Origin of the sequence: Chitinophaga rupis (assembly GCF_900109685.1) — a bacterium.
Classification (GTDB): Bacteria; Bacteroidota; Bacteroidia; order Chitinophagales; family Chitinophagaceae; genus Chitinophaga; species Chitinophaga rupis.
Window position 1 is genome coordinate 226,779 of the sequence record NZ_FOBB01000003.1, and the last position, 14,331, is coordinate 241,109.

Below are 14,331 nucleotides of genomic sequence, written 5' to 3' on the forward strand. Positions count from 1 at the left end.
TCCTATAGTTTTTCCAGTTGTGCATTGACCCTGCCCAGGTAACAGTCAATTACCCGCTGATCATTTTTCACTTCTTCAAAAGGCCCTTCCATTAACAGCTTACCATTTACCAATACGCTTACCAGCTTAGTGGCGATCTGTTTTACAAAATGCATATCATGCTCTATTACAATAACGCCATGCTGTTTGGACAGCTCCAGCAGCAGCTCGCCGGTTTTTTCCGCTTCCCTGTCAGACATACCGGCCGCCGGTTCATCTATCAATAACAAACGCGGATCCTGCAGCACTACAATAGCTATTTCCAGCCACTGTTTTTGCCCGTGGGAAAGGGCGCCGGCCTGTTTATGTAACGCAGAAGTAAGCCCTACCCGCTCTGCCATCGCCTCAATCTTTTCCTGAACGCCTGCCGGCATCCTGGAGAATAAGGAAGTAAATACATCCTTTTTCATGCGCGTGGCCAGCAGCATATTCTCATACACACTAAGGCCGGGAAATACGGATGGCTTCTGGAACTTGCGCCCGATGCCCATTTCCGCTATCTGCACTTCTGTTAAGCCCCTGGTGGGCTTTCCGTTAAATACAATGCTGCCGGTATCCGGTTTGGTTTTGCCGCAAAGGATATCCATAAAGGTAGACTTACCTGCGCCATTAGGGCCAATGATCACCCGCAGCTCCCGGTCTTCCAGCTGAAAGTGCTGCAGGTTCAGGGCCTGCACCCCGCCAAAAGAAACCGCCAGCTCATTTACTTCCAGTAGCATACCTTTCACTATTTGTTTTAATACCTATTTTAGAACCTATCTTTTCAAACAGGCCCAGGAACCCTTTATCAAAATACAGGACGGTAAGTATGTACAGCATTCCCAGTATAAACAGCCATCCCTGCGGAAATACGCTGGTGCAATAGCTATACACACAGTTCACCAGCAGCGCGCCTATTACCGCTCCCTTTAAATTACCACGGCCACCCAGGGCTACCCACATCAGCATTTCTACAGATGCTTTTACATCCATACGGCCAGGCGTAATAATGCCGGTTTGCGGTACATATAACATACCTGCCAAACCACCCAGCGCAGCTGCCACCACAAAGGCCGCCAGCTTATAATGCAGCACCCGGTAGGCGGTGTAACCTACCCGCGGCTCACTATCGCGGATGGCCTGCAGCACCTTACCGAATTTGGAGTGTACTATTTTGTAACAGCAGCCGTATGCCACGCATAACATGGCCAGGGTTACCAGGTACAAACCCAGCTTGGTGCCCGGCTTATGCAGCTCAAAACCCAGCAGGGTCTTAAAGTTTGTGAGGCCGTTGGTGCCGCCCAGGTTCGTCTCATTCCGTAAAAAAAGCAGGTACATGGATAAGGCCAGCGCCTGTGTAATAATAGCCATGTACACGCCTTTAATGCGGCTCCTGAATATAAAGTACCCGATCACAAATGCAACGGCAGCAGGCACCAGCAAACTCAATACCAGAGCTGGTACAAAACCATGAAAAGGCTCCCAGAACCAGGGCAGCGTAGTAATATCATTCCAGGTCATAAACTCCGGTAACAGCTGCTGCTGCAGGGCCGTGGCTTTCAGCAGCAGGTGCATACCCATGCAGTAACCGCCCAGGCAAAAGAAAAAAGCCTGGCACATAGACATAATACCGGTATAGCCCCAGATAAGATCAATGCCTAAAGCTGCAATGGCAAAACAAAAATATCTTCCCCACAGGGAAATGCTGTTAACGGACACAAGCCCCAGCATGTTCCCCACAGGCAAGACCACTGCAAAGAACAGTATAAATAATATGTTGATCAGCTTAGCAGGTTTCAACTGCATGGTGTGGATTTTAGATTTACGATTTTAGATCTACGATTTGATTGGTGCGTTTGTTTGCAATTGTTTTCAATCTGCCGCTGTTCTGCCTTTATCCGGGAAAATACCCCGGGGCTTGAACTGCATAAACAGCATAATAAGCAATAGTATCAGCACCTTGCCATACACTGCTTCAAAAAAGGCTTCCAGCACTTTGGAAAAAATACCGATGCCCAAACCCGCGGTAATGGTGCCTAACAGCTTGCCTACCCCGCCTATTACCACGGTAAGGAATGCATCCACAATATAGGTTTGGCCCATATCCGGCACTACGTTGCCTATCAGCGTCATGGCGCAGCCGGCCAAACCTGCCAGACCGGAGCCTATGAAAAAGGTCATGGCATCTATACGTTTGGTATTAATGCCCAAACAGGCGCTCATGCTGCGGTTTTGTGTTACGGCCCTTATCTGCATACCTAAACGTGTAGCCGTAAGCGTTCGGTACAGGGCTATGATCACTACAATGGTTAATGCAATAATGAATAAGCGGTTATACGGCAACACCAGGTTCTCATTTACCCGCCAGCCGCCTGCCAGCATTTCCGGCAGCTTTACCGCCGTAAGGTCGCCAAACAGGGAACGCGCGGTCTGGATCAGGATCAGGCTTACCCCCCAGGTAGCCAGCAGGCTTTCCAGCGGCTTGGCGTACAGGTGGCGGATAATAAGCCTTTCCAGTAAAAGCCCCGCCAAACCCGCTACAATAAAAGACACCGGCAGCGCTGTTATAAAAAACCAGTTGCTGCTTTGTACATGCAGCACATTTGTAAAAAATACCTGCACACTGTAGGTAGTATAAGCGCCGATCATTAAAAACTCCCCGTGCGCCATATTAATAATGCCTGCCAAACCATATACAATGGCCAGCCCCAGGGATACCAGTATTAAAATGCTGCCCAGGCTAATGCCGCTGAACAGGTTTTGCACATAGGTACCGCTGCTGTCTGTAGCCACACGCACGGCAAAAAAAAGAACAGCGCCCGCCAGTATCACCGGCCAAAGCCATTTTGGCCCTGTCCATTTACCACTTTTAATTCCGTTGATCTTTAATAATAGCTCCATCACTTACGATTGAAGGGACTAAAAGAATGTAAAATTTTAAATCTTAAATGTAAAAGCAGAATGCCGGAAGATAGGTTCATAGAGCCTTTTAAATGGTCTCTATGAACCTCCTTCGTCGGTTTATGATTTTACATTCTTTTTGGTTCGCCCCATTTGAAATAGTATCGAACGTTTATTGTTTATTCAGCGTAAAGAAAGGTTGCGGATCAATCAAGCCCTGTGATTTCCAGATCACGCTAAACTGCCCGTCGGGCTTAATTTCCCCTATCAGCACCGGTTTGGCCAGGTGGTTCACTTTATCATCCATCTTCACAGTACCGGCAGGCGAATCAAAGGTTAAACCATGTAAGGCGGTGCGTACTTTATCTACATCAAAAGACTTCGCTTTTTCTGCGGCTTTGGCCCACAGGTACACATCTGTATAAGCCCAGCAAATAGGATCGTCGGTTACCCTTTTAGCGCCACCAGGTAAATTCTTCTTTTCACAAAAGGCTTTAAAGCCGGCTACAAATTTTTTGTTCTCCGGCACATCAACAGACTGGTAATAGTTCCAGGCAGCCAGGTGGCCCACTAAGAACTCCGTATCCATGGCCCGCAGCTCATCTTCCGCTACGGAAAAGGCCATAATAGGGCAGGTAGCAGCGGTAAGGCCCTGGTTGGCAAACTCTTTATAAAAAGGAATATTGGAATCACCGTTGATGGTGGAAAGCACACAGGCCTTACCCCCTACTGCAAACTTTTTAATCTTGGATACAATGGTTTGGTAGTCCTGGTGGTGGAACGGCGTATATTCTTCAATGATATTTTCTTTAGGAATGCCTTTGGAAAGTAAATACGCTTTTAAGATCTTATTGGCAGTTCTGGGAAATACATAATCTGTACCCAGCAAATAAAACCTTTTATACCCGCCGCCTTCTGCGCTCATTAAATAATCAGCGGCCGGTATCAGCTGCTGGTTGGGCGTTGCGCCGGAATACACTACGTTCTTGGAGCTTTCTTCACCCTCATATTGCACCGGGTAAAACAGCAAGCCGTTATTTTCTTCAAACACAGGCAGCACGGATTTGCGGGATACGGAGGTCCAGCAGCCAAACACGGCGGCTACCTTTTTATCTGTAAGCAGCTCTTTGGATTTTTCAGCAAACAGATCCCAGTCAGAAGCCGGATCTACAATTACCGGCTCTATTTTTTTACCCAGCACACCGCCGGCAGCATTGATCTCATCCACCGCCATTTGCACCGCATCTTTCAGGGATACTTCAGAAATAGCCATGGTGCCGCTTAAAGAGTGCAGCACGCCTATTTTCACTGTATTGGCCGCCGTAGAATCTTTACCTGCATCCTCTGTTTTTGAAGTACCGGAATTACAGGCCGTGAGCAGCATAGTGCTGCTACCCAGCAACAGAATAGCCAATCTTGCAACAGAAATTATTTTTTTATACATGGTGTAATAAGTTTAAAGTTGAAATGGAATTACAAAGACAAACGGATCCTAGAAAATAAAGAACTGTAGCTGGGCCCATACCTGGCCATATGTTTTTTTATCAAAATCAGCAGTAGTGGCGCTAGCTACATTATAGCTGCGCGCAATGTAAGAGAGGCGCAGGTTAGTACCCAGCGCGTTAAAGAAGTAGTTAATGCCCCCGCCCCATACGGTGCTGGAATTATATTTATTAAAATCCTCCACGGGTACGCCAGGTGCCTGTGCATCCTTCGCGGAAATATGCTGCCGCTCAAACTTTACCCAGGGCTGCAGCTTGGCTGCTTTAAAATAATAACCCAGTTCTGCAAACTGCACGGTTTGCGCAGGGATCAGGCGTGCAAAAGTATACTTGGCAACGGTATCTGTACCACCGGTCATGTATTGAAAGGCGCCGCTGAAAGTAATGGAACCTTTATCGGTAATGGGTTGGTCTATAAACAGGTCGGTGCTGTAGTTGTGGTAAGTGCCCTGCACATCGGCCCCTATGCCCCAGGTAAGCGTTTTGCCTTTACCTAAGTTAGTGCCTGCATAATAATAATCTTTTTCAGCATCCATGAAGCTGTATGCCAGGCGGCTGGTGAGGCGTATGGGGCCTTTGCCATCTACATTACGGCCGGTAAAGGCGCCCACGCGGTATTCAAATTTATCATTGAACAAAAAGCCACGGGTATTCACACCCAGGTCGCGGCCAAAGTTGCCCTGCAGAGGGCTGTTCGCAAACAGGTTATACGGGTACTGAAAGTAAGAGAAGTCATTGGCCATTAAGCCTGCAGCGCCCTGTAAACCATTGCGGTTATTGGAGATGAGCTGCTGTCCTACAATTACCTGGAAGGCTTCGCAGAAATTGTATTGGAACTGCGCATCCAGTATAATGGGCGATACTTTTACGTTCTTGGTGCCATCCGGGTTAGGACCGCCAATAGCGCTGGGAATATCCGTTTCAAAAAAGAAGCTGCCTTTAGGGGTTAGCTGCCCGCCTACCAGTACACGGGCGCGGTACAGGGTAAAGCCTTTGCTCCAGTCGGATGGCGCGGTAGCTGTATGCGGCGCGCTAAAGCCATCCTGCTCGGCAGATGCAAACATGTGCACAATGGCGCCTACCTGTACGGATGGTTTGAAAGGCGCATCTTCCTGTAAGCCTTTTTTATTCATGTTCAGGCAAGCATACTTACGTAATTCTGCAAAATCAGGAATTTCCGGCAGCGGGTTGTAGTTCCTTTTACCGGTTTCAAGAATAGAGGAATCTGTAGTTGACTTTTTTTCTTTTCCGGGGGGAATCTCATCGGTAGCATAGGCAAAACTGGTGTAGGCCAATTGGGTAACCAATAATAAATAGCAAACTTTCATGGTCAGTAATTTGATTTTGGCGATTGCATCTGTAGTTATCGGTCTAAAAATACGTAAGTAATTTTCAAATTACCAAATATCATATATGTATATTTTTATTTAAAATGTGTAAGAAATTATGCTGATTCAAGATTATAATTTCATATTAATATATTTAGATATATTATACTAATTACTGATTAAACCCTACTTTACATTTTGATTTCTAATCTGTTATATAAAATTACGACTTCTCTGGCAGCCCCGTCAATTTACGGCCCTTCTCCAGATTTTCCTATTTTTTTCGGCTACCGGGATTATTCGCATGAAAGAAAAAATGCAATTGTTCAGGCCGGGAAAGGGGTGAGTTTGTCCCTGCGGATAGGTACATACATTGTAAAAAATAGTGCAGAATGGTATGCAGCATACATGCAATTGTAAACCTTAAAAGGCTTCCACCTGGTACGGAGTGGGTAGCATACACGCAATTGTGAACCTTAAAAAGCTTCTCCACCTGGTGCAGGATGGTAGTGTACATGCAACTGCTATCCTTAAAAAAGCACCTCCACCTGGTACCAATAGGGTATACAGCGTGTACATAAATGTACCTTGTAAAGCAGCCTACTGCTGCAGAAATGGCTACGTCAAAAGAAAAAAAATCAGGATGGATGCGCCATGCAGGATTGATAAGCGCCGGGAGTAATGCCTTCCAGCTTACGGAAAACACGGATAAAATAATTCACATCACTAAAACCACAAAGATTACTTACTGCGCGGAGGTCGTTATGCGCGTCGGCCAGTAATTGTTTGGCCATCTTTACGCGCTCCGCATTTATATATTCTAGGGGGCTGATGCCAAACTGCTCTTTAAACCATTTAAAGAACATATTACGGCTTAAATAAGCTTTGCGGCACAACAGGTCCACTGCTATTTTTTCAGACAGGTGCTCGTGTATATAATTCAGCACATAATGCAGGCGTGTTTGATTGCCGTTATCTGCACTTTCCCCTGCAAACTGCTGCAGGCGCTGGTTTTGCACCAGGCGTATCAGCAGCTCCTTCAGGGACAGGTCTGCAAAAATATTCTTGGACCGGTCTACACTGCTGCATACCCGGATGATCTTGTTAATGAGGTCAGAGATCTCAGTATCGTTGGAGAAATGATATTGGTTAAACTGCAGCTTCCAGGCATTATGCTCATCGGTGCTGCTGTTATAATAATCATTTAAATAATCAATGGTGTCATGAATATAACCGGCATCCACGGCAAGGGCCATGCATTGGGTGGGGTTCTGCGCCCCTGCTTCCGGGAAGTCAATGACCATGGTGGTATTGGCCGGTACAATCACCGTTTCACCGGGCAGGTAATCAAAAGCCGGTACATCCGGCAGGTGCATTACTTTTTTACCCCGGATCATGCTGGTGATCACAAAGTCATTAAAGGTAAGGGGTATATTATACGCTTCCTGGTAACTTTCAAAAATATTCAGCTCACAGTTCTTTAAATTAAAGATACGCCTGTTCTCTACCAGTGTTTGCAGGTATTTCGGATGGGTGAGCCCGGCCTTTTGCAGATAGTGTTTGATAGGCACGATGAATGATTTTAATCCCCGACAAAAACTTTTGTAATGCTGATCTCCCTGTGTTACTGAAGTTACAAAACTTCAGGTACAATCGTGCTATAAAAAAGTACAATTGTAGCAGGCCAATGGGTTTATTTGGGTGAAATTACCGCCATTATTCACCTAAAAATTCATACGTTATGAGTACAGCCGTTGCATCCGATCCGAATGTGGCTACCCGTCCTTCCTTTAAAGAAAAATACGATCATTATATTAACGGGAAATGGGTGGCCCCAGACAGCGGAGAATACTTTGATAATATTTCACCCATCGATGGCAAAGCGTTTACGCAGGCCGCACGCGGCAATGCGAAAGACATTGAAAAAGCCATTGATGCAGCCAGCCAGGCCTTTCCCAGCTGGAGCAAAACCAGCGCAGCCTACCGCAGCAACCTGCTGCTGAAAATAGCGCAGGTAGTAGAAGATAACCTGGAATACCTGGCCATTGTAGAAACCATTGATAATGGTAAGGCTATCCGGGAAACCCGCGCGGCCGACCTGCCATTAGTGGTAGACCATTTCCGCTATTTTGCCGGTGTGCTGCGCAGTGAGGAAGGCACCATCAGCGAACACGATGAAACCACCGTAAGCATTAACCTGCATGAGCCCATTGGCATTGTAGGGCAGATCATTCCCTGGAACTTTCCGCTGCTAATGGCCACCTGGAAAATGGCGCCGGCGCTGGCCGCAGGCTGCTGCACCATTGTAAAACCGGCAGAACAAACACCTACCAGCATTATGTGTTTGCTGGAGCTGATAGATGGTATACTGCCCCCTGGTGTGCTGAACGTAGTAACCGGTTTTGGGCCAGAAGCCGGTAAACCACTGGCACAATCCCCCCGCATACAAAAAGTAGCCTTTACCGGCGAAACCACCACCGGCCGCCTGATCATGCAATATGCTTCTGAAAACCTGATACCGGTTACCATGGAGCTGGGCGGTAAAAGCCCCAATGTATTCTTTGAATCTGTGGGCGATGCGGATGATGAATTTTTTGATAAGGCAGTAGAGGGCGCCGTAATGTTTGCGCTGAACCAGGGCGAAGTGTGTACCTGTCCCAGCCGCATCCTGGTGCATGAGAACATTTATGATAAATTTATGGACCGCGTGATACAGCGTACCAAAGCCATTAAAATGGGTAACCCGCTGGACAGCACGGTAATGATGGGTGCACAGGCATCTGAAGACCAGTACAACAAGATCCTGAGCTACCTGGAAATAGGCAAGCAGGAAGGCGCCAAAGCCTTAACCGGCGGGGAAGCCTTTCACCAGAACAGTGGCCTGGAACACGGCTTTTACATTAAACCTACTATCCTGAAAGGGAACAACAAAATGCGGGTATTCCAGGAAGAAATTTTTGGACCTGTAACCTGCGTAACCACTTTTAAAAATACAGAAGAAGCCATCCAGATAGCCAACGATACCTTATATGGCTTAGGCGCCGGTGTATGGACGCGCGATGCGCATGAAATGTACCAGGTGCCCCGCGCTATACAGGCCGGCCGTGTGTGGGTGAACTGTTATCATGCTTATCCTGCACATGCACCATTTGGCGGTTATAAGAAATCAGGTTTCGGCCGTGAAACACATAAGATGATGCTAAACCACTACCGCCAAACCAAGAACATGCTGATCTCTTACAGCAAAACCAAACTGGGATTTTTCTAAACAACACATTATGACTGCCCGTATTATAGCTACTGACAAGGCTTTGGAGCTGATAGCAAGATTAAAGCAGCTGCATGGCAACCTGATGTTCCACCAGAGCGGCGGCTGCTGCGATGGCTCACAGCCTATGTGTTTTGCAGAAGGTGAATTTAAAACCGGCAACAGTGATGTGCTATTAGGTGAAGTGGCCGGTTGTAAATTTTATATGAACAGGGATCAGTTTGCTTACTGGCAGCATACACAATTAATATTGGATGTAACACCAGGCAGGGGTAGCAGCTTTTCGCTGGAAATACCGCTGGGAGTAAGGTTTTTAACCCGCTCCCGTGTATTTTCGGATGAAGAGTTGGCTACCCTGCAGCCTACCGGTTAACCCTCACCTCATGGTATAGTATTTGTTGCCAATTCAGCCTCACCAAAACAGTTTTATATGCATATTGTACTAGGCGCAACCGGCAGCGTAGGTGGAACCGTAGCCACACAGCTGGTAACTAAGGGCGAAGCCGTAGTAGGTATTACCCACAGCAAAGAAAAAGCAGCCTCCCTGAAAGAAAAAGGGATAAATGCAGCTGTAGCAGATGCAAAAGACCTTACTGCTTTACGCACTGCTTTCAGGGGTGGTACCTCCCTGTTTGCCATTACGCCTGAAACCGGACAGGAGGAGGATGTGCTGGCAGAAACACAGCAGATACTGGACAACTATAAAGATGCGGTACAGCATGCCGGCATTGAAAAAATAGTAGGCATTTCATCCGTGGGCGCGCAGATTGAAAAAGGTACCGGTAATTTGCTGATGTCGAATATGCTGGAACATGCTTTTGAAGACCTTTCCATAACACAGATCTTTATAAGGCCTGCTTATTACTTCAGCAACTGGCTGCCTTACTTAGAGGTAGCAAAAGAAAAGGGCGTGCTGCCCAGCTTCTTCCCTGCCGACTTTTCTATTCCCATGATAGCGCCTACCGATGTTGGCGAGTTTGCCGCAAAAGTGTTAACCGGCGATGGGCATAAAAGTACCGTGTATGAGATTGAAGGCCCCCGGCCTTACACCCCGCAGGATGTAGCCAATGTTTTTGGTAAGCTGCTGAACAAACCCGTGAAAGTGCAGGTGATACCAAAAGCGGAATGGGGTAAAACCCTGGAAGGCTTACACTTTTCACCGGACGGTATTAAGAACTTTATAGAAATGACGGAAGCCGTAATAGATGGCCGCGTCAAAGCTGAAAGGAACGGTATTGAGCAGGTGAAAGGCAATACTACCCTGGAAGCCTATATTAAAAATGAAATAGCGGAAAAAGAGGCCCATGCTTTAGCGTGAAAAATGCTTTTTTATAGCTAAATCACTCAAAAGTATGAAGGCAGTATGCCGCTATGATCATAATTTGCGCATAAAAAACCATGCAAAAGATCACCACCTTCCTGATGTTTGAAGGGCAGGCAGAAGCAGCCCTTAATTTTTATATCAGCTTGTTCAACGATTCAAAGGTCATCAGCATCAGCCGTTACGGGCCTAATGAAATGGGTAAGGAAGGGAGTGTAATGCATGCCACCTTTTCCCTGAACGGGCAGCAATTTATGGCTATTGATAGTAATGTTAAACATGCGTTCACGTTTACACCGGCCATGTCGTTATATGTAACCTGTGAAACGGAGCAGGAAATTAATACGCTGTTTGCACAGCTGTCAACAGGAGGCAATGTGCTGATGCCGTTAAACAAGTATCCTTTCAGCAGCAGGTTTGGCTGGGTGAATGATCAATTCGGAGTATCCTGGCAATTGAGCTTAATATCATAAATAAAACGCCCTGGTAAGTTGCCAGGGCATTTTTTTTAGAAAAACCTTGGGCACGCTACACGCGGCACCTGTCCGTTCTTCTCTGTACCCCTATCTGCTTTTGTAAAGGAGTAACCTATAGATATCTCATGCGATCCGTTGTTATAACCCTGCAATGGCCCTACCGCAAAATCATATGCATAACCTACGCGTAAATTGGGCGTAGCATATACCTCTACCAGCGCTACCGCTGCATTCCTTTTTACCAGCACTTTTTGCAGGTAGTTCTTATCATACAGACTGATACCGCTGCGGTATGAGCCGCCTATCCAGATCCTTTCCTGCAGTAAAAGGAAAGCGTTCAGATCCAGGCTGGTAGGGCCTCCCCGGTCATCTTTCAGCAGGAAGGAAGGCTTGAACTGTATATTTTCATTCAGGGGCAGCAGCATGCCTGCAGTAAAGTAGTAATGTGGTTTAGGCTGTGGAATATATAAGTAGCGCGATTTATTCATGTGCGGGGCTATCAGGTTATCGACCGAAAACCCAACATAGGCGCGGTTGGTGGAATAATAAACGCCAGCCCGCGCATCCGGTACCAGCGTGGTTTGTGTGCCGGCAGGCATATCCACCTCCGGGTCATTGGTGGTAAGCAGTGAGCCGTTAATGCCCAGCTGTATCAGGCCGCCGCTTAACCCAAAGGCCAGGCGTGAGCTGCCATCTTCGTTTAAACGTATGCGGTAGGCATAGCTGGCGTACACCCCCTGCGTACTTTGTGCGCCCAGCTTATCGCTGAACAGCTGCAGGGCCAGGCCCACATTTCCTTCGTTGGCAATAGCATCCACCGCTACTGAAAAGCTGCGAGGGGCGCCTTCTACGCCCGTCCACTGTGCACGGTAAAAACTATGGAGGTTCAGCACTTCCTTATACCCGGCATAGGCTGGGTTAATGTAAATGCCATTAAACATATACTGGCTGTATTGTGCATCCTGCTGGGCAAAGGCCAGTCTGCAACAAAGCAATAGTGCGCTAAGCAAAGTCACACATTTCATAGAGGTGTTCATAGGGCAGGGTCGGGATATTGTCCACATGTACTCTTACAAATCCAGATCAAATATAAATATTATATTTCATATATAAATCAGGCGCAGGTAAAATTAAACTTTTTACCTTGTTACCGGTCTGACTACTTACCAAATCGATCTTTATGCGAATAAAGCATTACTTATCATTCCTGCTGGGCGGGTTATTGATGAACATAACGGCTCATGCGCAGGATGCAAATACGGCTGCTGCAGATACCTCCCAGTTACCGGGCGCCAACTTCAGCTTACAGGGTGCGCTGGAAATGTTTAAAAAAGCCGCCTCTCCCGAAGAGTTTGAAAAGCTGCTGAATACACAGGATAATAAGGTTAACAACCTGGACCTCAATGGCGACGGGAATATTGACTACATAAAAGTGGTGAATAAACGGGAAAATGACGTGCACGTTTTTGTGCTGCAGGCATTGATCTCCGAAACAGAAAGCCAGGATATTGCAGTAATAGAGCTCGAAAAAACTGCTGCTGATAATGCCGTGGTGCAGATCGTTGGCGATGAAGATATTTACGGCGAGCAAACTATTGTTGAACCTTCTTCCGGCAATGATAAAGCTACCGGCGATAATGATGAAAAAGCAGAGCAGCCTTACTTTGGCAGCGGTCCGCACGTGGCTGCCCGCTACGCTCCTGCCCGTGCTATAATTGTTAATGTGTGGTTCTGGCCCTGTGTGCGGTTTGTATATGCGCCGGCCTACACGGTATGGGTATCTCCCTTTAGCTGGCGTGTACGGCCCATCTGGTGGCGCCCCTGGCGGCCCATGCCCTGGGCAGTGTACCGCCCCTACCGCTACTATTATGCACCACATTATACAATAGTACGTACCAACCGGATCGTGTATGCACCCAGGATCTACCGCCCCATGCGCGTTACATCCGTAACCGTACGTACCCGCAACCAGGTGGTAGTGAACCGTTACCGCGCTACACCGCGCCCTGCACGCAGTTTCAGCGGGCCCCGTACAGGCGCCACCCGCAGCTTCAGCACACCGCGCAGCAATGGTACCACCCGTAGCTTTAGTACGCCACGCGTCAATGGCACCAACCGTACTTTTAACGGGCCTAACCGCAGCTTTAATTCCAACACCCGCACTTTCAGCTCACCTAACGGTAACCGGCAGATCACCCGCCAGCGGACCAGCGTTAGTGGCCCCCGTGGTTCTGCAACCCGTGCCACGACAAGGGTTTCAAGACATCATTAAGCAATAGAACAAGTAATAAAAAACGAGGGTGTATCCTGCCTGGATACACCCTCGTTCCGTTTGGGCCTTGTCTCCTCAGCCGCCAATCATCTTCATTTGCGGTTAATGCAAGCTTATAATACGGCTCATTTGCCAGTGCCCATTATTCCGTTTCCACAGGGTAATAAATTTGCTGGCATGGGAGGTGGAGCCCTCTACCAGGTTATGAAAGCGGTGATAACCTATTTCTACCGCGCCATACCCGTTAATGGAATATACCTCAATGCTGCCTTTCATTATTTCACGTTGCACTTTATTGCAGATGTATTTCTTGGTTGATTCCAGCATACCCGCTTTGGAAGCCAGCAACCCGTTGCGGTCATGGTAAAATTCCAGGTCATCAGCAATCATATCCTGCATCTTTTCCAGGTTGCAGGTATTGTAGGTTTCAAAGAAAATGCTGTCCAGACCGGCAATGGTATCATACAAGGCTTTGTTGTCCGGTACATAGGGCGCGGGGGTATACTGCTGCGCGGCGGCCGTTTCTGGTAAGGGCCGGGTTACCTGGTAATCCAGCTCACGGGCCATTTTCCAGGCATTACCTTCTTTTTTCCAGGTACGGGTGAATTTGGAGATCTCTACCAGCTGCTCCGGCTGATTATCCGGTAAAATATAGAAATGCTGCACACCGGTCTGTATGGCCTCCTGCCCGCTTACTGCAAATACCTGTAAGCTGCCGGGTACTATTGTACGGCGCAGGTGGCCCTGCATGCATATTTTTTTTATGCTGTTGGTAAAGTCGGCCAGCGGCTGTACCGTGGTAGGATTATCCAGTCCGTTATCATGGTAGAACACAAAATCCTTTGTAAGTATTTCCTCCACTTTCTGCGTATTACAGTCTTTTTGGGCATAGTGGAAAAGCAGGCTGTCCTGGCGGTACAATTGATCAAATAAAGGCCCTGAAGTGGCGGTTTCAGGTTGCTGGGCAAAGGCTTTTAGGGCGCCTGAAAAGATAAAGGCAACGCATAAAACGTTGGTAAGGATCTTTTTCATAAACGATTTGTATTGATTATCAGGTAAATAAGATTTTTTACTTCGATTGCAATACAAAGATATATGTTTTTAATAGTATTATGCAATACATACTACTATATATTTTTATAGCCAGCTCGGCAAAGAGGGTGAGCTTAGCTATAGCAGCAATAAAAAAGCCGGCCTCATGGACCGGCTTTGCTGTGTACAGCAGTGGGATAGTTACCTGAAAAA

At 47.2% G+C, this 14,331-nt stretch carries 13 protein-coding genes; 5 read left to right on the top strand and 8 right to left on the bottom strand.

Annotated features, from left to right (window positions below; genetic code table 11):
- Positions 1-2: 2 nt before the first annotated feature.
- The 6 genes from urtD to BMZ54_RS14060 form a co-directional block, all read right to left on the bottom strand.
- Positions 3-758: an urea ABC transporter ATP-binding protein UrtD gene (gene urtD / locus BMZ54_RS14035; RefSeq protein ID WP_089912499.1), complete on the bottom strand. Its 756-nt coding sequence runs from the start codon at positions 756-758 to the stop codon at positions 3-5.
- Positions 739-1,824, bottom strand: coding sequence for an urea ABC transporter permease subunit UrtC (gene urtC, locus BMZ54_RS14040; RefSeq protein WP_089912502.1), 1,086 nt, complete (start codon positions 1,822-1,824; stop codon positions 739-741). Before urtC ends, urtD begins: the two co-directional genes overlap by 20 nt.
- 66 nt (positions 1,825-1,890) lie before the next feature.
- The gene (urtB, locus tag BMZ54_RS14045; RefSeq protein ID WP_089912504.1) at positions 1,891-2,919 is read right to left on the bottom strand and encodes an urea ABC transporter permease subunit UrtB; all 1,029 of its coding nucleotides are present in this window, start codon (positions 2,917-2,919) and stop codon (positions 1,891-1,893) included.
- Positions 2,920-3,091: 172 nt separating this feature from the next.
- A complete protein-coding gene (urtA, locus tag BMZ54_RS14050) occupies positions 3,092-4,363 on the bottom strand; it encodes an urea ABC transporter substrate-binding protein (RefSeq protein ID WP_238386578.1) in 1,272 nt (423 codons plus the stop codon).
- Positions 4,364-4,411: 48 nt separating this feature from the next.
- A complete protein-coding gene (locus tag BMZ54_RS14055; protein WP_089912507.1) occupies positions 4,412-5,749 on the bottom strand; it encodes a porin family protein in 1,338 nt (445 codons plus the stop codon).
- Positions 5,750-6,387: 638 nt separating this feature from the next.
- Positions 6,388-7,320, bottom strand: a complete 933-nt coding sequence (locus tag BMZ54_RS14060; protein ID WP_089912510.1) for an AraC family transcriptional regulator — start codon at positions 7,318-7,320, stop codon at positions 6,388-6,390.
- A gap of 170 nt (positions 7,321-7,490) precedes the next feature.
- Here BMZ54_RS14060 and BMZ54_RS14065 point away from each other — a divergent pair, with 170 nt between their 5' ends.
- The 4 genes from BMZ54_RS14065 to BMZ54_RS14080 all read left to right on the top strand — a co-directional run bounded on the left by BMZ54_RS14065 (position 7,491) and on the right by BMZ54_RS14080 (position 10,811).
- Positions 7,491-9,017 carry an aldehyde dehydrogenase family protein gene (locus BMZ54_RS14065; RefSeq protein ID WP_089912514.1) on the top strand — a complete coding sequence of 509 codons (1,527 nt, stop codon included), beginning with the start codon at positions 7,491-7,493 and terminating at the stop codon, positions 9,015-9,017.
- 10 nt (positions 9,018-9,027) lie between these two features.
- Positions 9,028-9,390 carry a DUF779 domain-containing protein gene (locus BMZ54_RS14070; protein WP_089912517.1) on the top strand — a complete coding sequence of 121 codons (363 nt, stop codon included), beginning with the start codon at positions 9,028-9,030 and terminating at the stop codon, positions 9,388-9,390.
- A 57-nt stretch (positions 9,391-9,447) separates the two neighbouring features.
- The gene (locus BMZ54_RS14075; protein ID WP_089912520.1) at positions 9,448-10,335 is read left to right on the top strand and encodes an NmrA family NAD(P)-binding protein; all 888 of its coding nucleotides are present in this window, start codon (positions 9,448-9,450) and stop codon (positions 10,333-10,335) included.
- An 80-nt stretch (positions 10,336-10,415) separates the two neighbouring features.
- Positions 10,416-10,811, top strand: a complete 396-nt coding sequence (locus tag BMZ54_RS14080) for a VOC family protein (protein ID WP_089912523.1) — start codon at positions 10,416-10,418, stop codon at positions 10,809-10,811.
- Between the two features lie 35 nt (positions 10,812-10,846).
- On the opposite strand, the gene BMZ54_RS14085 is transcribed toward BMZ54_RS14080, so the two are convergent.
- Complete coding sequence (locus BMZ54_RS14085; RefSeq protein ID WP_238386579.1) at positions 10,847-11,851, bottom strand: PorP/SprF family type IX secretion system membrane protein; 1,005 nt, start codon at positions 11,849-11,851, stop codon at positions 10,847-10,849.
- Positions 11,852-11,994: 143 nt separating this feature from the next.
- Between BMZ54_RS14085 and BMZ54_RS14090 the strand changes: the two genes are divergently transcribed.
- Complete coding sequence (locus BMZ54_RS14090; protein ID WP_089912528.1) at positions 11,995-13,086, top strand: hypothetical protein; 1,092 nt, start codon at positions 11,995-11,997, stop codon at positions 13,084-13,086.
- A 102-nt stretch (positions 13,087-13,188) separates the two neighbouring features.
- Here the strand turns inward: BMZ54_RS14090 and BMZ54_RS14095 are convergent, their stop codons facing one another.
- Positions 13,189-14,118: a nuclear transport factor 2 family protein gene (locus tag BMZ54_RS14095; RefSeq protein ID WP_089912531.1), complete on the bottom strand. Its 930-nt coding sequence runs from the start codon at positions 14,116-14,118 to the stop codon at positions 13,189-13,191.
- Positions 14,119-14,331: the final 213 nt, after the last annotated feature.

Excerpts from the sequence above, each read along its gene's own strand:
- urtD (WP_089912499.1), bottom strand. The coding sequence starts at position 758 with ATGCTACTGGAAGTAAATGAGCTGGCGGTTTCTTTTGGCGGGGTGCAG.
- urtC (WP_089912502.1), bottom strand. The coding sequence starts at position 1,824 with ATGCAGTTGAAACCTGCTAAGCTGATCAACATATTATTTATACTGTTC.
- urtB (WP_089912504.1), bottom strand. The coding sequence starts at position 2,919 with ATGGAGCTATTATTAAAGATCAACGGAATTAAAAGTGGTAAATGGACA.
- urtA (WP_238386578.1), bottom strand. The coding sequence starts at position 4,363 with ATGTATAAAAAAATAATTTCTGTTGCAAGATTGGCTATTCTGTTGCTG.
- BMZ54_RS14055 (WP_089912507.1), bottom strand. The coding sequence starts at position 5,749 with ATGAAAGTTTGCTATTTATTATTGGTTACCCAATTGGCCTACACCAGT.
- BMZ54_RS14065 (WP_089912514.1), top strand. The coding sequence starts at position 7,491 with ATGAGTACAGCCGTTGCATCCGATCCGAATGTGGCTACCCGTCCTTCC.
- BMZ54_RS14070 (WP_089912517.1), top strand. The coding sequence starts at position 9,028 with ATGACTGCCCGTATTATAGCTACTGACAAGGCTTTGGAGCTGATAGCA.
- BMZ54_RS14075 (WP_089912520.1), top strand. The coding sequence starts at position 9,448 with ATGCATATTGTACTAGGCGCAACCGGCAGCGTAGGTGGAACCGTAGCC.
- BMZ54_RS14080 (WP_089912523.1), top strand. The coding sequence starts at position 10,416 with ATGCAAAAGATCACCACCTTCCTGATGTTTGAAGGGCAGGCAGAAGCA.
- BMZ54_RS14085 (WP_238386579.1), bottom strand. The coding sequence starts at position 11,851 with ATGAACACCTCTATGAAATGTGTGACTTTGCTTAGCGCACTATTGCTT.
- BMZ54_RS14090 (WP_089912528.1), top strand. The coding sequence starts at position 11,995 with ATGCGAATAAAGCATTACTTATCATTCCTGCTGGGCGGGTTATTGATG.
- BMZ54_RS14095 (WP_089912531.1), bottom strand. The coding sequence starts at position 14,118 with ATGAAAAAGATCCTTACCAACGTTTTATGCGTTGCCTTTATCTTTTCA.